We start from the raw sequence: 17,337 nt of genomic DNA on the forward strand, positions 1-17,337 counted from the left end.
GATAAATGGAGGAAATCTCAATGAGCGCACCCCTGCTAATTGCCCGCACGCCGGACACCGAACTGTTTTTACTGCCAGGCATGGCCAACCGTCACGGGCTGATTACCGGCGCGACCGGGACCGGTAAAACCGTCACGCTACAGAAGCTGGCCGAATCGCTGTCCGAGATTGGCGTGCCGGTATTTATGGCCGATGTGAAAGGTGACTTAACCGGCGTGGCCGAGGAAGGACAAGCCTCTGAAAAGCTGCTCGCCCGCCTGAAAAATATCGGCATTACCGACTGGCAACCGCATGCTAATCCGGTCACGGTGTGGGATATCTTCGGCGAAAAAGGTCATCCCGTGCGGGCCACGGTATCTGACCTCGGTCCGCTGCTGCTGGCCCGTCTGCTGAACCTCAACGACGTGCAGTCCGGCGTGCTGGATATTATCTTCCGTATTGCCGATGACCAGGGTCTGTTGCTGCTCGATTTCAAAGACCTGCGGGCCATCACCCAGTACATTGGCGATAACGCTAAATCCTTCCAGAATCAGTACGGCAATATCAGTAGCGCCTCGGTCGGGGCGATCCAGCGCGGGCTGCTGTCGCTGGAGCAACAGGGCGCGGCACACTTCTTTGGCGAACCGATGCTGGACATCAAAGACTGGATGCGTACTGACGCCAGCGGCAAAGGGATGATTAATATCCTCAGCGCCGAGAAGCTCTACCAGATGCCCAAACTGTACGCCGCCAGCCTGCTGTGGATGCTCTCCGAGCTGTACGAACAGCTGCCGGAAGCGGGCGATCTGGAAAAACCAAAACTGGTGTTCTTCTTCGATGAAGCGCACCTGCTGTTCAACGATGCTCCGCAGGTGCTGCTGGATAAAATCGAACAGGTGATCCGCCTGATCCGCTCGAAAGGGGTCGGCGTGTGGTTCGTCTCGCAAAACCCGTCGGATATTCCGGACAACGTGCTTGGTCAGTTGGGAAACCGTGTGCAACATGCCCTGCGCGCGTTCACCCCGAAAGACCAGAAAGCGGTGAAAAGCGCGGCGCAAACCATGCGCGCCAACCCGGCATTTGATACCGAAAAAGCCATTCAGGAGCTGGGAACCGGTGAGGCGCTGGTGTCGTTTCTGGACGCCAAAGGCAGCCCGTCCGTGGTTGAACGGGCGATGGTGATTGCGCCATGCTCACGGATGGGACCGGTGACGGACGACGAGCGTAACGGGCTGATTAATCACTCTTCGTTGTACGGCAAATATGAAGAAGAGATCGACCGCGAGTCCGCCTATGAACGTTTACAGCAAGGCGTGCAGGCCAGTACCGAGCAGCAAAATACACCTCCCGCCAACGGTAAAGCTGTCGATGTGGATGGCGGTATTCTCGGTGGGTTGAAGGATATTCTGTTTGGCAGCACCGGCCCCCGCGGCGGTAAGCGCGATGGCGTAGTGCAGAGCGTGGCGAAAAGCGCGGCGCGACAGGTTACCAATCAGATAATTCGCGGCATGTTGGGGAGTTTGATGGGCGGGAGAAAACGCTAGCCCCGTGTTACGTTGCCGGATGGCGGCGTAAACGCCTTATCCGGCCTACGGGTCCGGAGTAGGCCTGAAAAGCACAACGCTATCAGGCCTACGATTACTGTGATTACGACTTACGTAGCATTAGCCACAGGCTTATCAGGAAGAAGCTGGCGCTTGGCAGCAGCGCACCGATAATCGGCGGAATGCCGTACACCAACGTCAGTGGGCCAAAGATTTGGTCCAGCACATAGAACACAAAGCCAAAGCTAATCCCTGTCACCACGCGCACGCCCATCGGGACGCTACGAAGCGGACCAAAGATAAACGACAGCGCCATCAGCATCATGACCGCTACAGACAGCGGCTGGAAGACTTTGCTCCACATATTGAGCTGATAGCGTCCGGCATCCTGGCCGCTCGACTTCAGGTACTTCACGTAGTTATGCAGACCGCTAATCGACAGCGCATCAGGATCCAACGCCACAACGCCGAGCTTGTCGGGTGTCAGGTTGGTTTTCCAGGTGCCGCTTACCGTTTGCGAGCCGGTGATTTGCTTCGGATCGGTCAGGTTGGATTCATCCACCTGCGACAAACGCCAGACCTTCTGCTCCGGGTCAAACGTCGCGCTCGCAGCGTAGCGTACAGACTGCAGACGGCGCTTGTCGTTAAACGAGTAGATGCTAATCCCGCCTAACTCGGCGTCGCCTTTCACCCGCTCGATGTAGACAAAGCTGTCACCGTCTTTCGCCCACAAACCCTGCTGGGTAGAGAGCAGCGAGCCGCCGTACATCTGCTGCGCACGGTAGTTACGTGCCATCTGTTCGCCTTGTGGCGCAACCCATTCGCCGATAGCCATCGTCAGCAGCACCAGCGGAATCGCGGTTTTCATCACCGACAACGCCACCTGCATACGGGTAAAGCCGGAAGCCTGCATCACCACCAGTTCACTGCGCTGGGCCAGCATGCCCAGCCCCAGCAATGCCCCCAGCAGTGCCGCCATCGGGAAGAAGATCTGGATATCTTTCGGCGCACTGAGCAGGGTATACAGCCCGGCGCCCATCGCATCGTAGCTCCCCTGCCCGGCTTTTTTCAGCTGGTCAACGAACTTGATGATCCCGGAGAGCGACACCAGCATGAACAGCGTCATCATGATGGTGGTGAAAATGGTTTTACCGATATAGCGGTCAAGTACACCAAAAGGCTGCATTATACCGCTCCTTTACGCATAAAACGGGCACGCAAGCGGCGCATCGGCACCGTATCCCAGAGGTTAAGCACAATCGCCAGCGCCAGATACGCCAGGTTCACCGTCCACATCCAGAACACCGGATCCAGCTTACCTTTACCGCCGTTCGACTTCAGCGACGTCTGAACCAGGAAGAACAGCAAATAGAGCAGCATTGCTGGCAGCATCGACAGCACGCGCCCCTGACGCGGGTTCACCACGCTCAGCGGTACAACCATCAGCGCCATCATAAATACGGTGAATACTAACGTGATACGCCAGGTCAGCTCCGCGCGGGCACGATCGGTGTCGGTCGTCCACAGCGTACGCATGTTCATCTGGTCGGTATCGTTTGGATCCAGTGCCACGGCCTGATGACCGATAATCGCCTGATAATCCTGGAAGTCGGTAATGCGGAAATCGCGCAGCAGCGCGGTACCTTCAAAGCGCGTCCCCTGGTTCAGCGTCACGACCTGAGAGCCATCACGCATCTGGGTAAGATGTCCGGAATCGGCTACGACGACCGAAGGACGAGCGTTGCCTTTCGGGCGGATTTGCGCGAGGAACACGTCTTTGAAGTTGCTGCCGTCAACGCTTTCGATAAACAGCACCGAACTGCCGTTGGTCGCCTGCTGGAATTGCCCCTGAGCAAGCGCCGCCATACCGGGGTTCGCTTTCGCCTCCGCCAGGACTTCGTCCTGATGTCTGGAGGACCACGGCCCGGCCCACATCACGTTGACTGCCGCAATAATACTGGTAAACAGCGCCAGCACCATCGCCGCTTTCACGAGCACTGCCTTGCTCAGCCCGCAGGCGTGCATGACCGTAATTTCACTTTCGGTATACAGTTTGCCCAGCGTCATCAACAGCCCGAGGAACAGGCTTAAGGGCAAGATAAGTTGCGCCATTTCTGGCACGCCCAGCCCCAGCAGCGAGAGCACCAGATTTGCCGGGATATCACCGTCAACCGCCGCACCAAGGATCCTGACCAACTTTTGACAAAAGAAGATCAAAAGCAGGATGAATAGGATCGCAAGTTGGCTTTTGAGCGTTTCCCGAACCAGATATCTTATGATTATCACTTTAAATACGCCCGTAAAAACCCGTCTTTTGCCGGAATTTAGCTTGTTTCATGGCTTAAACGTCATTTATTCTCTTGAGTCGTCGAAATCGTCGCTAAGATCATTATACTCAACGGATCCACCTCTCAGAAATTGTTCTGACGTGCCAATGCCGTAATAACGTTAAGATTAACACGAAGTCACCGCAACAGCGGGTATGAGTTACGAAAGCTTGCAATTCTATCCGTAGCCACCGCCGTTGTCTTTAAGATTCAGGAGCGTAGTGCATGGAGTTCAGTGTAAAAAGCGGTAGCCCGGAGAAACAGCGGAGTGCGTGCATCGTCGTGGGTGTCTTTGAACCACGCCGCCTCTCTCCGATTGCAGAGCAGCTCGACAAGATCAGCGACGGGTACATCAGCGCACTGCTGCGTCGCGGCGAACTGGAAGGCAAACCGGGTCAAACCCTGTTGCTGCACCATGTTCCTAACGTTCTGTCTGAGCGAATTCTCCTTATTGGTTGTGGCAAAGAGCGCGAACTTGATGAGCGCCAGTACAAGCAGGTCATTCAGAAAACCATCAATACCCTGAATGATACAGGCTCAATGGAAGCCGTCTGCTTTCTGACTGAGCTGCACGTCAAAGGGCGCAATAACTACTGGAAAGTGCGCCAGGCCGTTGAGACGGCACAGGAAACGCTGTACAGCTTTGATCAACTGAAGACCAACAAAAGCGAGCCACGTCGCCCGCTGCGTAAAATGGTCTTCAACGTGCCGACCCGCCGCGAACTGACCAGCGGTGAGCGTGCGATCCAACACGGTCTGGCGATCGCCGCCGGCATTAAAGCGGCAAAAGATCTTGGCAACATGCCGCCGAACATCTGTAACGCCGCCTACCTGGCCTCTCAGGCGCGCCAGCTGGCAGACAGCTACAGCAAAAATGTTGTGACCCGTGTAATCGGCGAGCAGCAAATGAAAGAGCTGGGCATGCACTCTTATCTGGCCGTCGGTCACGGCTCGCAGAACGAGTCGCTGATGTCGGTCATCGAGTACAAAGGCAATCCGTCCGAAGACGCGCGTCCGATCGTGCTGGTCGGTAAAGGGTTAACCTTTGACTCCGGCGGTATCTCCATCAAACCAGCCGAAGGCATGGATGAGATGAAATACGACATGTGCGGCGCGGCAGCGGTATACGGCGTGATGCGCATGGTGGCCGAGCTTCAGCTCCCCATCAACGTTGTCGGCGTGCTGGCGGGCTGTGAAAACATGCCGGGTGGCCGTGCGTATCGCCCAGGCGACGTGCTGACCACGATGTCTGGACAGACCGTTGAAGTGCTCAATACGGATGCCGAAGGCCGTCTGGTGCTGTGCGACGTGTTAACCTACGTCGAGCGCTTTGAGCCAGAAGCGGTGATTGACGTCGCGACCCTGACCGGCGCGTGCGTGATTGCGCTGGGCCATCACATCACCGGCCTGATGTCGAACCACAACCCGCTGGCGCATGAGCTGATCGGTGCGTCCGAGCAGGCTGGTGACCGCGCATGGCGTTTGCCGCTGGGTGATGAATACCAGGAGCAGTTAGAGTCCAACTTTGCGGATATGGCGAACATCGGCGGACGTCCTGGCGGTGCCATTACCGCGGGCTGCTTCCTGTCACGCTTTACCCGTAAGTACAACTGGGCGCACCTGGATATCGCCGGTACTGCATGGCGTTCAGGGAAAGCTAAAGGCGCAACCGGTCGTCCGGTCGCGTTGCTGTCGCAGTTCCTGCTCAATCGTGCCGGTTTTAACGGCGAAGAGTGATGTAAAACGCCGGGTGGCGGCTTCGCCTTACCCGGCCTACAACATCACTCAACCGTAGGCCGGGTAAGCGTAGCACCACCCGGCTTTGCATTTAAATCCACAACAAGAAGCCCCATATAATGAGAAACGCAACGTTCTATATTCTGGACAATGACAACACCGTCGATGGCTTAAGCGCCGTTGAACAACTGGTGTGTGAAATTGCCGCAGAACGTTGGCGTGCTGGCAAGCGCGTGCTGATCGCCTGTGAAAACGAAAAGCAGGCTCTTCGACTGGATGAAGCTCTGTGGGCGAGACCGGCAGAAAGTTTTGTTCCGCATAATCTGGCGGGAGAAGGCCCCAGAGGTGGCGCGCCGGTAGAGATTGCCTGGCCGGAGAAACGCAATAGCAGCCCGCGCGACCTGCTCATCAGTTTGCGCGTTGGCTTTGCAGATTTTGCCACCGCTTTCACAGAAGTGATAGACTTCGTTCCTTACGAAGATTCTTTGAAACAATCGGCACGCGATCGCTACAAAGCTTACCGCGTGGCTGGTTTTAACCTGAATACGGCAACCTGGAAATAATGGAAAAGACATACAACCCACAAGATATCGAACAGCCGCTTTACGAGCACTGGGAAAAGCAGGGCTATTTCAAACCTAACGGCGATGAAAGCAAAGAGTCCTTCTGCATCATGATCCCGCCGCCGAACGTCACCGGCAGTTTGCATATGGGTCATGCTTTCCAGCAAACCATCATGGATACCATGATTCGCTACCAGCGCATGCAGGGTAAAAACACCCTGTGGCAGGCCGGTACCGACCACGCGGGTATCGCTACCCAGATGGTGGTTGAGCGTAAGATTGCCGCTGAAGAAGGTAAAACCCGTCACGACTACGGTCGCGAAGCGTTTATCGACAAAATTTGGCAGTGGAAAGCGGAATCCGGCGGCACCATTACCCGTCAGATGCGCCGTCTCGGCAACTCCGTTGACTGGGAGCGCGAGCGCTTCACTATGGACGAAGGTCTTTCCAATGCCGTGAAAGAAGTCTTTGTTCGCCTGTACAAAGAAGATCTGATCTACCGTGGCAAGCGTCTGGTCAACTGGGACCCGAAACTGCGCACCGCTATTTCTGATCTGGAAGTGGAAAACCGCGAGTCTAAAGGCTCCATGTGGCACATCCGCTATCCGCTGGCTGACGGCGCGAAAACCGCAGACGGTAAAGATTACCTGGTCGTCGCCACCACCCGTCCGGAAACCGTACTGGGTGATACCGGCGTAGCCGTTAACCCGGAAGATCCGCGCTACAAAGATCTGATCGGCAAATTCGTTGTTCTGCCGCTGGTTAACCGCCGCATTCCGATCGTCGGTGATGAACACGCCGACATGGAAAAAGGCACCGGCTGCGTGAAGATCACCCCGGCGCACGACTTTAACGACTACGAAGTCGGGAAACGTCACGGCCTGCCGATGATCAACATTCTGACCTTTGACGGCGACATCCGCGAAACCGCGGAAGTGTACGACACCAAAGGCGAAGAGTCCGACGTTTACTCCAATGAAATCCCGGCTGAGTTCCAGAAGCTGGAACGTTTTGCTGCGCGTAAAGCGGTGGTTGCCGCCGTTGATGCGCAGGGCCTGCTGGAAGAAATTAAACCGCACGACCTGACCGTACCTTACGGCGACCGTGGCGGCGTGGTTATCGAACCGATGCTGACCGACCAGTGGTACGTCCGTGCCGACGTGCTGGCAAAACCGGCGGTTGAAGCGGTTGAGAACGGCGACATCCAGTTCGTACCGAAGCAGTACGAAAACATGTACTTCTCCTGGATGCGTGATATTCAGGACTGGTGTATTTCCCGTCAGCTGTGGTGGGGTCACCGTATCCCGGCATGGTATGACAACGACGGCAATGTCTACGTTGGCCGCACCGAAGACGAAGTGCGTCAGGAAAACAACCTCGGCGCCGACGTTGCGCTGCGTCAGGACGAAGACGTTCTCGATACCTGGTTCTCTTCTGCACTGTGGACCTTCTCTACGCTGGGCTGGCCGGAAAATACCGACGCGCTGCGTCAGTTCCACCCAACCAGCGTGATGGTTTCCGGCTTCGACATTATCTTCTTCTGGATTGCCCGCATGATCATGATGACCATGCACTTCATCAAAGATGAAAACGGCAAGCCGCAGGTTCCGTTCAAGACCGTCTACATGACCGGTCTGATTCGTGACGACGAAGGCCAGAAGATGTCCAAATCCAAGGGTAACGTGATTGACCCGCTGGATATGGTCGATGGTATCTCTCTGGCAGAACTGCTGGAGAAACGTACCGGCAACATGATGCAGCCGCAGCTGGCTGAGAAAATTGCCAAACGTACCGAGAAGCAGTTCCCGGACGGCATCGAGCCGCACGGCACCGACGCCCTGCGTTTCACCCTGGCAGCGCTGGCCTCTACCGGTCGCGATATCAACTGGGACATGAAGCGTCTGGAAGGTTACCGTAACTTCTGTAACAAGCTGTGGAACGCCAGCCGCTTCGTGCTGATGAACACCGAAGATCAGGATTGCGGCTTCAACGGCGGCGAAATGACCCTGTCTCTGGCGGACCGCTGGATCCTCGCTGAATTCAACCAGACCATCAAAGCGTACCGCGAAGCGCTGGATAACTTCCGCTTCGATATCGCCGCGGGCATTCTGTACGAGTTCACCTGGAACCAGTTCTGCGACTGGTATCTGGAGCTGACCAAGCCGGTCATGAACGGTGGTTCCGAATCTGAACTGCGCGGCACTCGCAATACGCTGGTTACCGTGCTGGAAGGTCTGCTGCGCCTGGCGCACCCAATCATTCCGTTCATCACCGAAACCATCTGGCAGCGAGTGAAAGTGATTTGTGGCAACACTGCAGATACCATCATGCTGCAGCCGTTCCCGGAATATAACGCCGCACAGGTTGATGAAGCGGCGCTGGCCGATACCGAATGGCTGAAGCAGGCGATCGTCGCCGTACGTAACATCCGTGCGGAAATGAACATCGCCCCGGGCAAACCGCTGGAGCTGCTGCTGCGTGGTTGCAGCGCTGATGCGATGCGTCGTGTGAACGACAACCGCAGCTTCCTGCTGAACCTGGCACGTCTGGAAAGCATTACCGTGCTGCCAGCCGATGACAAAGGTCCGGTCTCCGTGACCAAAATCATCGACGGCGCCGAGCTGCTGATCCCGATGGCTGGCCTCATCAACAAAGAAGATGAGCTGGCACGTCTGGCGAAAGAAGTGGCGAAAATCGAAGGCGAGATTGCCCGTATCGAAGGCAAACTTTCCAACGAAGGTTTCGTTGCCCGCGCACCGGAAGCAGTTATCGCCAAAGAGCGTGAGAAGCTGGACGGTTACGCAGAAGCCAAAGCGAAGCTGATTGAACAGCAGGCGGTCATCGCCGCGCTGTAATTGCCTATGCCGGATAGCGCTACGCTTATCCGGCAAACGGGCACCGTCATCGTAGGTCGGATAAGTGTAGCGCATCCGACACCACAGACGATAAAGCCTCTGACGCATATGCTCAGAGGCTTTTTATTGAATTATCCTCGCTTGCGCTTCCCCTCGCCGCAGTGGTATTAACTGTATATGTCTCACTTTTATGTCATGAGTTCGCTATGAGTGCCATTACCTCCGTCGCGGCAACGCTGCGCCGAATTTCTGCCGATGATAACGCCGCCATTGCCCGCGTTATCCGCAAAGTTTCCGCTGAATACGGGCTTACCGCCGATAAAGGCTATACCGTTGCCGACCCTAATCTGGACGAACTGTTCCAGGTTTACAGCCAGCCGGGCGCGGCCTACTGGGTGGTTGAGCAAAACGGTGAAGTCGTGGGCGGCGGCGGTGTTGCACCGTTAGGATGTAGTGAACCAGACATTTGCGAGCTGCAAAAGATGTACTTCCTGTCGAGCGCGCGCGGTCAGGGGCTGGCGAAAAAACTGGCGCTGATGGCGCTCGAACATGCCCGCGAGCAGGGTTTTAAACAGTGCTATCTGGAGACCACAGCGTTTCTGACTGAGGCAATCCGCCTGTATGAGCATTTAGGCTTTGAGCATATCAGCGAAGCGCTGGGCTGTACCGGGCACGTAGATTGTGAAGTGCGGATGTTAAAGCCCCTCTGACCTTACGCCGAGAGGCTTTAGCCGCGTTACTGCATCTCGGCTGAGAGCATCAGTCGAATAACGCCAGCCGCGCGGGCGGTTGGCAGCTTCAGCACCTGTGACCAGAGATCCTGCACTATCTCACAGGCAATCTTCTCTTTGCCGATCGCTTTAGTCGGATCGGCCATGATCTGAATATCCGGCCCATAGCGCTGTACTAACCCAGGGCTTATTGCTTGCAGATCCTGCAACGCCAGCTGTTTCTCTTCTGCCGTGACCGTATGTTTGTTCGGACCATAGGCAGCACGCATCATACTCATATCACTCGCCATACGACGGTTCATGATCTCATGCGGAACCAGACGTGCCGGGTTAATCCCCCCTTTCACTGCCGGAAACAGAAAGCGGAAGCATTCGTCATCACCGATTTTGGCCACAGCAGCGATCTGCTCAAGGTTAATTTTCATATATTCAATGACATTGGCATCTGGCGCCTGCTGCAATCTCGCCATTTGCAACTGAAGAATTTGCGGCTGTATCGCGTCGATAACCTGCTGTTCGCTACTCCCTGCTTTCTTCATCTGCGCAGCCTGGCTGATAATATTTTGTGTCAGCTCAGGTTCCTGCTCCTTAATCACCTGAAACGCCGGATTGGAGAGCATCGCCTTTTCAAACTGCTGCTCTTCGGTCAGACCATAATCCGGGCTTTCGCGTGGGATCAGGTAGTGCACATCAAACAGATTCCACGCGATAATCGCCACCACAAAAACCACCGCGCCGGAGATCTTGCCCAGCCAGCCTTTTTTGCGAAACATGCCGACGACGATAGCAATCACCGCCCCGATATAACCTGCCAACAAAACGTGTGCCCAGTTCATTAACCATCCTTATGCCAAATCATCTCTGTTACGGGGATATATTTCCCCTTCGCGTGTTTTGATTATTACGGCAGCAGCGAGCGATTTCCAGCCACCAGATTTTGCTATCAGAAACAGGAAGGATTAATCCGCGCGGCGATGGATACCACGCGTCAAACAAAGGAATTAAGCTGGCACACCGCTGTGGAAGCGGAATTCATTGTCAGGAGAGGTGATCAACGCGGCTTCTACTTCGCCAAAAAACTGCACCCGACTACTGATATCATCGGCTGAAACCTGCTGCGCCAGCGCCAGGTAATCCTGATAGTGCCGCGCCTCGGATCGCAGCAGCGACAGATAAAACGCCTGCAAATCGTCATCCAGATACGGTGCCAGCGCGGCGAACCGTTCACAGGAACGCGCCTCAATATAAGCCCCGCAAATCAGTTTATCGATTAACGTCAGCGGCTCGTGGGTGCGTACCTCTTTGAGCATGCCTTTAGCGTAACGGCTGGCGGTAATCTTAATATAGGGAATGTTGCGGCTCATCATCGCCTCACGCACCTGCCAGAAGTGATGCAGCTCTTCTTTGATCAGCAAAACCATGCTGTCGATAAGCTTGCGTCCCCACGGGTCGTCGGTTTGCGGCATCACGCTTTTGCTTATCTGTTTATTCAGCGCGATAAAATCCGGCTCATCCCCTTCTCTGAAAGCAAACGCTTCATAGGGTTTCAGCCAGTCCAGCAGCGCCTGCGATCCCTGTTTATCTGCGACATACTTACGCACCAGCAGCATCGCCGTTTGCGCCGCTTTCAGCTCACAGACGAGGTGATCGGTCAATAACAGTGGGAGATTCGCCGGGTCTCGCGCTTTATCAAGCCAGGCCTGGGGCGTTTTACAGTGCAGGAAGTTGTGGATCGGGGAGAGTATTTGCAGGTAATCCATACGTTGTCCTTGGCCTGCGGCAGCCTGGGCTACCGCAGGTCAGTTGATGACTTAGTGACGCACGCCGTCATCATCTTCGTCGACGAGGTCTTCATCGTCGCCGTCTTCACCTTCTTCGCCGTTCGGGTCTTCAAAATAGGTGCCCCAACCGTCGTATTCCACATCGTATTTTTCAGCCAGGTTCATCAGCTGCTCAACCTGAGCATCGATCAACTCCGCATTCAGTGCACATTCGCTCAGAATGTCACAGCAAATAACCGTGTCGCCTTCTTCCACTTCCAGCTCTTCCGGCTCAGTCACTTCATAACCCAGCTTGAAGGCTTCTACTGCCGCTTTTTCCAGGGTTTCGAAGTCATCCGCGGAAAGGTGATGCTCGATGGTGTACAGCGCGTCTGGATCGCTGCCATCTTCGAGTAACTCTTCAATAATCAAGCGTGTTTCTTCACGCTGTTCTTCCAGTAGTTCCGGGTTTGCCATGGCTCGTTCCTCATAATGTCCTGCCGATACTCTTATTGTCACATACCGCTGTCATTGCCTCCACCTTTCCAGGAAAGATTTGTTAAACAAGGTTGCAAATGAATAAACATCCATATAAATTGAATTTTAATTCAATAAATGGCCTAAGCCATGTGAGGGAACCATGTCTGCGTTTTATCAGAAACATTTTTTGAAACTGCTTGATTTCACCTCTGCTGAACTCACGTCACTGCTTCAGCTCGCCGCACAGCTGAAGGCAGAAAAGAAAAACGGCACTGAAGTCGCAAAGCTCACCGGTAAAAACATCGCGCTCATCTTCGAAAAAGACTCAACCCGTACCCGTTGCTCTTTCGAAGTTGCCGCATACGATCAGGGCGCGCGCGTGACATACCTCGGGCCAAGCGGCAGCCAGATTGGCCATAAAGAGTCGATCAAAGACACCGCCCGCGTGCTCGGCCGCATGTACGACGGTATTCAGTATCGGGGCCACGGTCAGGAGATTGTCGAGACGCTGGCGGAATATGCCGGAGTTCCGGTGTGGAACGGATTAACCAACGAGTTTCATCCCACCCAACTGCTGGCGGATCTGTTAACTATGCAGGAACACCTGCCGGGTAAAGCGTTTAATGAGATGACGCTGGTCTACACCGGTGATGCCCGCAACAATATGGGTAATTCCATGCTGGAAGCCGCCGCGTTAACCGGGCTGGATCTGCGTCTGATCGCACCGCAGGCCTGCTGGCCGGAAGAAAGTCTGGTTGCGGAGTGCAAAGCGCTGGCACAGAAAAACGGCGGCAATATTACGCTGACCGAAGATGTCGCCACGGGCGTGAAAGGCGCGGACTTCATCTATACCGACGTCTGGGTATCAATGGGCGAGGCAAAAGAGAAGTGGGCCGAACGTATTGCGCTGCTGCGTAAGTACCAGGTTAATAGCGCGATGATGGCGTTGACCGGCAATCCGCAGGTGAAATTCCTGCACTGCCTGCCCGCGTTTCATGACGATCAAACCACGCTTGGCAAACAAATGGCACAGGAATATGGTCTGCACGGTGGAATGGAAGTGACCGATGAGGTCTTTGAATCCCCCGCCAGTATTGTATTTGATCAGGCAGAAAACCGGATGCACACCATCAAAGCGGTGATGGTGGCGACGCTGGCGAAGTAAGAGCATGGATGAAAAGAATGCCGGATAGCGATGCTAAGCATCTTATCCGGCCTACAACCGCGCTCCCGTAAGCCGGGTAAGGCGAAGCCGCCCCCGGCAAATACTCTTATGCCACCCGCATTTTCACCACGGCTTTGCGTACCAGCGCTGGTGCACCGACCGCGCACAGCGGTTTATGCACTTCGCCCGGATAGAACACCACGAAATCACCTTCGTTCAGCACCACCGTTTTTTCCTGTACCCCTTCCGGTAGGAAGGCGATATCTTTATCCGCCAGCCAGTCAGTTTCCGGCGCGCCCGCAGGCTGCGTGCTGAAGGTCATGCCTTCCTGACCTTTGAGCAGGATCTGAATATCCAGATAGCGCGCGTGATACTCAGCGCGGCGCTGTGCAAACGGCTCCGTCATATCTTCAGCAATCAGATAAAACAGACGATCGCCGTCGATGTCGTGCTTACCTTTTTCCGTCTCATCCGTCACATGCGCTTTAATGTGTTCAATCGCCTGACGCAGCTCTTCCGGCAGCCAGGCATCCAGGTTGTGAATATTGCCGACAATCATCTCAAACCCCTTAATTAAAACATCGTTTCATTTTAGTTGTTATACGAAAAAACGGTCTGCCATACTACTGCTATTTGCCGATATTTTGCGTCAACGCATGTTTATCTCATTGTTGCTGTTTGGCATTCAGGGTGAATGAATATTCATGAGAATCGTTTGCGATGAATAATTTGTGCATTTTTCGCTTGATCCCATAACGGAGCTGAGTATAATCGCGGACAATTTGCCGGGAGGATGTATGGTTCAGTGTGTACGACATTTTGTCTTACCGCGTCTGAAAAAGGACGCTGGCCTGCCGTTTTTCTTTCCGTTGATCACCCATTCCGAGCCCCTCAATTGAGGGGCTTTTTTTTTGCCCAGGCGTCAGGAGATAAACATGGCTAACCCGCTCTATCAAAAACACATCATTTCCATAAACGACCTCAGCCGCGATGACCTCAATCTGGTCCTCGCAACAGCGGCGAAATTAAAAGCTAACCCACAGCCGGAGCTGTTAAAGCATAAGGTTATCGCCAGCTGCTTCTTTGAAGCCTCAACCCGCACCCGTTTATCCTTTGAAACCTCCATGCACCGCCTGGGCGCCAGCGTGGTGGGTTTCTCTGACAGCAGCAATACCTCTCTGGGCAAAAAAGGTGAAACGTTGGCCGACACTATTTCCGTCATCAGCACCTATGTCGACGCCATCGTAATGCGCCATCCGCAGGAAGGCGCCGCGCGTCTGGCTACGGAGTTCTCCGGTAACGTTCCGGTACTGAACGCAGGCGACGGCTCCAACCAACATCCCACCCAAACGCTGCTGGATCTGTTCACCATTCAGGAAACTCAGGGTCGCCTGGACAATCTGCACATCGCCATGGTGGGTGACCTGAAATATGGCCGCACCGTCCATTCCCTGACCCAGGCGCTGGCGAAGTTCGAAGGTAACCGTTTCTACTTCATCGCCCCGGACGCGTTGGCGATGCCGCAATACATTCTGGATATGTTGAATGAAAAAGGTATCGCCTGGAGCCTGCACGGCACTATTGAAGAGGTGATGGCGGAGGTCGATATCCTCTATATGACCCGCGTACAAAAAGAGCGTCTGGACCCGTCCGAATACGCCAACGTGAAAGCGCAGTTTGTTCTGCGCGCCAGCGATCTGAACGGCGCCAGAGCAAACATGAAGGTACTGCATCCGCTGCCGCGTATCGATGAGATCACCACCGACGTCGACAAGACGCCGCACGCCTGGTATTTCCAGCAGGCTGGCAACGGCATCTTCGCCCGCCAGGCGTTACTGGCACTGGTACTGAATAGCGAACTGGCACTGTAAGGGAGAAAAAGAGATGACACACGATAACAAACTGCAGGTTGAAGCCATCAAACGTGGCACCGTGATTGACCATATTCCCGCACAGGTTGGTTTTAAGCTGCTGACGCTGTTCAAACTGACGGAAACCGACCAGCGTATCACCATCGGTCTGAACCTGCCGTCAGGCGAGATGGGCCGTAAGGACCTGATTAAAATTGAAAACACGTTCCTGACCGATGAGCAGGTAAACCAGCTATCCCTGTACGCCCCGCAGGCAACGGTAAACCGCATTGACGATTACGACGTGGTGGGTAAATCACGTCCGAGCCTGCCAGAGCGTATCGACAACGTACTGGTTTGCCCGAACAGCAACTGTATCAGCCATGCTGAGCCGGTTTCCTCCAGTTTTGCAGTGAAAAAGCGTGCCGATGACATCGCACTCAAATGCAAATACTGTGAAAAAGAGTTTTCGCATTATGTGGTGCTGGCCAACTAATTGGGGTTGGTTATGAGATCCCGGCTCCCTATAATGAGCGGGAACATTCTACTACCGCTGTAATTCAGGAGAAATCATGAGCAAGACTATCGCGACGGAAAATGCACCAGCAGCAATCGGCCCATACGTTCAGGGCGTTGACCTGGGTAGCATGGTAATCACTTCCGGTCAGATCCCGGTCGATCCGAAAACCGGTGCCGTAGCGGAAGACGTGTCCGCTCAGGCACGTCAGTCGCTGGAAAACGTAAAAGCTATCGTTGAAGCAGCAGGCCTGAAAGTGGGCGACATCGTAAAAACGACCGTTTTCGTTAAAGACCTGAACGATTTCGCAACCGTAAACGCGACCTACGAAGCGTTCTTCACCGAACACAACGCGACCTTCCCTGCGCGTTCTTGCGTAGAAGTTGCCCGTCTGCCGAAAGACGTGAAAATCGAGATTGAAGCGATCGCCGTTCGTCGCTAAGTCTCCTTGTGCCGGATGGCGGCTTCGCCTCGTCCGGCCAATGCACGGGTCGTTTACAGGCCCGGTAAGCGTAAGCGCCACCGGGCATTTATCACATCACACCAAACAGTTTCGGCAGGAACAGCGAAATCGCCGGAATGTACGTCACGAGCATCAGCACCAGGAATAGCACAAGGTAGAATGGCAACATCGCCTTCACCACCTGCTCTATTTTCTGTTTACTCACCGCACTGGCCACAAACAGCACCGACCCTACCGGCGGCGTAATCAGGCCGATCCCTAAGTTCACCAGCATGATCATGCCAAAATGAACCGGATCAATGCCGAGCGCGTTGGTCACCGGCAGCAGAACCGGCGTCAGAATAAGGATCAGCGGTGCCATATCCATCAGCGTACCGATCAGCAGCAGCATGATGTTAATACACATCAGGATGACGTATTTGTTGTCCGAGATGCTGGTGAAGGCTTCAGTGATACGCATCGGCAACTGCATATAAGTCATGACAGCACCGAACGCGGCGGCAAAGCCTATCAGGATCATGACGATAGTGACCGTTTTCACCGTGCGGAACATCAGCTTCGGCAGCTCAGACCATTTATAGTCACGATAGATAAACATGGTGACAAAGAAGGCCCACAGGCAGGCAATTGCCGCAGACTCCGTTGCGGTAAAGATACCTGACAGGATACCGCCCATGATGATCACAACGGTCATCAGGCCCCACAGCGTATCAACGAAAATCTTCAGCGCCTGGCGAAACGGTACACGTTCTCCTTTTGGATAACCGCGCTTGTGCGCAAAAGCCACGCACATCACCATCAGGCTGAAGCTTAACAGCAGCCCCGGCAGGATCCCGGCGATGAACAGCGCGGCAATCGACACCGTGCCACCGGTTGCCAGCGAGTAGATAACCGAGTTATGGCTGGGCGGCGTAAGAATCGCTTGCACCGAACCGCTGGCCGTTACCGCTGCGGCAAAGTCACGCGGATAACCTTTTTTATCCATCTCCGGGATCATTACCGAACCAATGGACGCGGTATCAGCCACCGACGATCCGGAAATGGCGCCAAAAAAGGTTGATGCCACAATGTTTACCAGCGACAGTCCGCCGCGGATAAAACCAACAAAAATATAGGCAAAGTTCACCAGTCGCCGCGCAATTCCCCCTTCGGCCATAATAGCCCCGGCCAGAATAAAGAATGGGATCGCTAACAGAGAGAATTTGTTCACCCCGCTGGTCAGTTGGATCATTACCGCTTCCAGCGGAATATCAATATACCAGGCCCCAATGATGGCGCTAATGCCAACCGCGTACGCTACCGGTACCCCAATCGCCAGCATAATGCCGAGCGTAAAGACGAGAATAAATGCATCCATCTGCTTTCC

18 protein-coding genes are annotated in these 17,337 nt (G+C 54.6%); 10 read left to right on the forward strand and 8 right to left on the reverse strand.

Annotated elements, in window-relative coordinates; translation table 11 throughout:
- Positions 1–20 precede the first annotated feature (20 nt).
- Positions 21–1,523: a helicase HerA-like C-terminal domain-containing protein gene (locus GHC22_RS20625; RefSeq protein WP_048227236.1), complete on the forward strand. Its 1,503-nt coding sequence runs from the start codon at positions 21–23 to the stop codon at positions 1,521–1,523.
- 103 nt (positions 1,524–1,626) lie between these two features.
- Here the strand turns inward: GHC22_RS20625 and lptG are convergent, their stop codons facing one another.
- The 3 genes from lptG to GHC22_RS24730 all read right to left on the reverse strand — a co-directional run bounded on the left by lptG (position 1,627) and on the right by GHC22_RS24730 (position 3,922).
- Positions 1,627–2,709 (reverse strand): LPS export ABC transporter permease LptG, encoded by a 1,083-nt coding sequence (gene lptG / locus GHC22_RS20630; protein ID WP_008786067.1) that lies wholly within the window; start codon positions 2,707–2,709, stop codon positions 1,627–1,629.
- Positions 2,709–3,809 carry an LPS export ABC transporter permease LptF gene (lptF, locus tag GHC22_RS20635; protein WP_032942200.1) on the reverse strand — a complete coding sequence of 367 codons (1,101 nt, stop codon included), beginning with the start codon at positions 3,807–3,809 and terminating at the stop codon, positions 2,709–2,711. The genes lptG and lptF overlap by 1 nt, the downstream gene beginning before the upstream one ends.
- A 62-nt stretch (positions 3,810–3,871) precedes the next feature.
- Positions 3,872–3,922, reverse strand: a complete 51-nt coding sequence (locus GHC22_RS24730; protein ID WP_212723231.1) for a hypothetical protein — start codon at positions 3,920–3,922, stop codon at positions 3,872–3,874.
- 153 nt (positions 3,923–4,075) lie between these two features.
- Here GHC22_RS24730 and pepA point away from each other — a divergent pair, with 153 nt between their 5' ends.
- From pepA to GHC22_RS20655, 4 genes are all read left to right on the forward strand, one after another.
- A complete protein-coding gene (gene pepA / locus GHC22_RS20640) occupies positions 4,076–5,587 on the forward strand; it encodes a leucyl aminopeptidase (protein ID WP_003025870.1) in 1,512 nt (503 codons plus the stop codon).
- Positions 5,588–5,706: 119 nt separating this feature from the next.
- Positions 5,707–6,150 carry a DNA polymerase III subunit chi gene (holC, locus tag GHC22_RS20645; protein ID WP_003830256.1) on the forward strand — a complete coding sequence of 148 codons (444 nt, stop codon included), beginning with the start codon at positions 5,707–5,709 and terminating at the stop codon, positions 6,148–6,150.
- Entirely contained in the window at positions 6,150–9,005 is a 2,856-nt protein-coding gene (locus GHC22_RS20650) for a valine--tRNA ligase (protein WP_153753845.1), read from the forward strand. Before holC ends, GHC22_RS20650 begins: the two co-directional genes overlap by 1 nt.
- A 206-nt stretch (positions 9,006–9,211) precedes the next feature.
- A complete protein-coding gene (locus GHC22_RS20655; RefSeq protein ID WP_003025856.1) occupies positions 9,212–9,715 on the forward strand; it encodes a GNAT family N-acetyltransferase in 504 nt (167 codons plus the stop codon).
- A gap of 26 nt (positions 9,716–9,741) precedes the next feature.
- Here GHC22_RS20655 and GHC22_RS20660 read toward each other — a convergent pair whose 3' ends face one another.
- The 3 genes from GHC22_RS20660 to rraB form a co-directional block, all read right to left on the reverse strand.
- Positions 9,742–10,572 carry a topoisomerase II gene (locus GHC22_RS20660; RefSeq protein WP_153753846.1) on the reverse strand — a complete coding sequence of 277 codons (831 nt, stop codon included), beginning with the start codon at positions 10,570–10,572 and terminating at the stop codon, positions 9,742–9,744.
- Between the two features lie 165 nt (positions 10,573–10,737).
- Positions 10,738–11,496 carry a tRNA isopentenyl-2-thiomethyl-A-37 hydroxylase MiaE gene (gene miaE, locus GHC22_RS20665; RefSeq protein ID WP_153753847.1) on the reverse strand — a complete coding sequence of 253 codons (759 nt, stop codon included), beginning with the start codon at positions 11,494–11,496 and terminating at the stop codon, positions 10,738–10,740.
- 51 nt (positions 11,497–11,547) lie between these two features.
- A complete protein-coding gene (gene rraB, locus GHC22_RS20670; RefSeq protein WP_003025845.1) occupies positions 11,548–11,973 on the reverse strand; it encodes a ribonuclease E inhibitor RraB in 426 nt (141 codons plus the stop codon).
- 163 nt (positions 11,974–12,136) lie between these two features.
- Here rraB and argF point away from each other — a divergent pair, with 163 nt between their 5' ends.
- The gene (gene argF, locus GHC22_RS20675; RefSeq protein WP_060682822.1) at positions 12,137–13,141 is read left to right on the forward strand and encodes an ornithine carbamoyltransferase; all 1,005 of its coding nucleotides are present in this window, start codon (positions 12,137–12,139) and stop codon (positions 13,139–13,141) included.
- A 106-nt stretch (positions 13,142–13,247) separates the two neighbouring features.
- Here argF and GHC22_RS20680 read toward each other — a convergent pair whose 3' ends face one another.
- The gene (locus GHC22_RS20680) at positions 13,248–13,700 is read right to left on the reverse strand and encodes a YhcH/YjgK/YiaL family protein (RefSeq protein ID WP_048215052.1); all 453 of its coding nucleotides are present in this window, start codon (positions 13,698–13,700) and stop codon (positions 13,248–13,250) included.
- A gap of 238 nt (positions 13,701–13,938) precedes the next feature.
- On the opposite strand from GHC22_RS20680, the gene pyrL reads away from it, so the two are divergent.
- The 4 genes from pyrL to ridA all read left to right on the forward strand — a co-directional run bounded on the left by pyrL (position 13,939) and on the right by ridA (position 15,950).
- Positions 13,939–14,040, forward strand: a complete 102-nt coding sequence (gene pyrL, locus GHC22_RS20685; RefSeq protein ID WP_003025819.1) for a pyr operon leader peptide — start codon at positions 13,939–13,941, stop codon at positions 14,038–14,040.
- Positions 14,041–14,076: 36 nt separating this feature from the next.
- Positions 14,077–15,012 carry an aspartate carbamoyltransferase gene (pyrB, locus tag GHC22_RS20695; protein WP_003025818.1) on the forward strand — a complete coding sequence of 312 codons (936 nt, stop codon included), beginning with the start codon at positions 14,077–14,079 and terminating at the stop codon, positions 15,010–15,012.
- Between the two features lie 13 nt (positions 15,013–15,025).
- Positions 15,026–15,487, forward strand: coding sequence for an aspartate carbamoyltransferase regulatory subunit (gene pyrI / locus GHC22_RS20700; protein WP_003025816.1), 462 nt, complete (start codon positions 15,026–15,028; stop codon positions 15,485–15,487).
- A gap of 76 nt (positions 15,488–15,563) precedes the next feature.
- Complete coding sequence (ridA, locus tag GHC22_RS20705) at positions 15,564–15,950, forward strand: 2-iminobutanoate/2-iminopropanoate deaminase (RefSeq protein ID WP_000047544.1); 387 nt, start codon at positions 15,564–15,566, stop codon at positions 15,948–15,950.
- 91 nt (positions 15,951–16,041) lie between these two features.
- Here ridA and GHC22_RS20710 read toward each other — a convergent pair whose 3' ends face one another.
- Entirely contained in the window at positions 16,042–17,328 is a 1,287-nt protein-coding gene (locus tag GHC22_RS20710; protein ID WP_003839607.1) for a TRAP transporter large permease, read from the reverse strand.
- Positions 17,329–17,337 lie beyond the last annotated feature (9 nt).

It is taken from the genome of Citrobacter sp. H12-3-2 (assembly GCF_009649895.1).
GTDB classification, from domain to species: Bacteria; Pseudomonadota; Gammaproteobacteria; order Enterobacterales; family Enterobacteriaceae; genus Citrobacter; species Citrobacter portucalensis.

Bases quoted from the DNA above. Each gene is read 5' to 3' on its own strand.
- GHC22_RS20625 (WP_048227236.1), top strand. From the start codon at position 21: ATGAGCGCACCCCTGCTAATTGCCCGCACGCCGGACACCGAACTGTTT.
- lptG (WP_008786067.1), bottom strand. From the start codon at position 2,709: ATGCAGCCTTTTGGTGTACTTGACCGCTATATCGGTAAAACCATTTTC.
- pepA (WP_003025870.1), top strand. From the start codon at position 4,076: ATGGAGTTCAGTGTAAAAAGCGGTAGCCCGGAGAAACAGCGGAGTGCG.
- holC (WP_003830256.1), top strand. From the start codon at position 5,707: ATGAGAAACGCAACGTTCTATATTCTGGACAATGACAACACCGTCGAT.
- GHC22_RS20650 (WP_153753845.1), top strand. From the start codon at position 6,150: ATGGAAAAGACATACAACCCACAAGATATCGAACAGCCGCTTTACGAG.
- GHC22_RS20655 (WP_003025856.1), top strand. From the start codon at position 9,212: ATGAGTGCCATTACCTCCGTCGCGGCAACGCTGCGCCGAATTTCTGCC.
- GHC22_RS20660 (WP_153753846.1), bottom strand. From the start codon at position 10,572: ATGAACTGGGCACACGTTTTGTTGGCAGGTTATATCGGGGCGGTGATT.
- miaE (WP_153753847.1), bottom strand. From the start codon at position 11,496: ATGGATTACCTGCAAATACTCTCCCCGATCCACAACTTCCTGCACTGT.
- rraB (WP_003025845.1), bottom strand. From the start codon at position 11,973: ATGGCAAACCCGGAACTACTGGAAGAACAGCGTGAAGAAACACGCTTG.
- argF (WP_060682822.1), top strand. From the start codon at position 12,137: ATGTCTGCGTTTTATCAGAAACATTTTTTGAAACTGCTTGATTTCACC.
- GHC22_RS20680 (WP_048215052.1), bottom strand. From the start codon at position 13,700: ATGATTGTCGGCAATATTCACAACCTGGATGCCTGGCTGCCGGAAGAG.
- pyrL (WP_003025819.1), top strand. From the start codon at position 13,939: ATGGTTCAGTGTGTACGACATTTTGTCTTACCGCGTCTGAAAAAGGAC.
- pyrB (WP_003025818.1), top strand. From the start codon at position 14,077: ATGGCTAACCCGCTCTATCAAAAACACATCATTTCCATAAACGACCTC.
- pyrI (WP_003025816.1), top strand. From the start codon at position 15,026: ATGACACACGATAACAAACTGCAGGTTGAAGCCATCAAACGTGGCACC.
- ridA (WP_000047544.1), top strand. From the start codon at position 15,564: ATGAGCAAGACTATCGCGACGGAAAATGCACCAGCAGCAATCGGCCCA.
- GHC22_RS20710 (WP_003839607.1), bottom strand. From the start codon at position 17,328: ATGGATGCATTTATTCTCGTCTTTACGCTCGGCATTATGCTGGCGATT.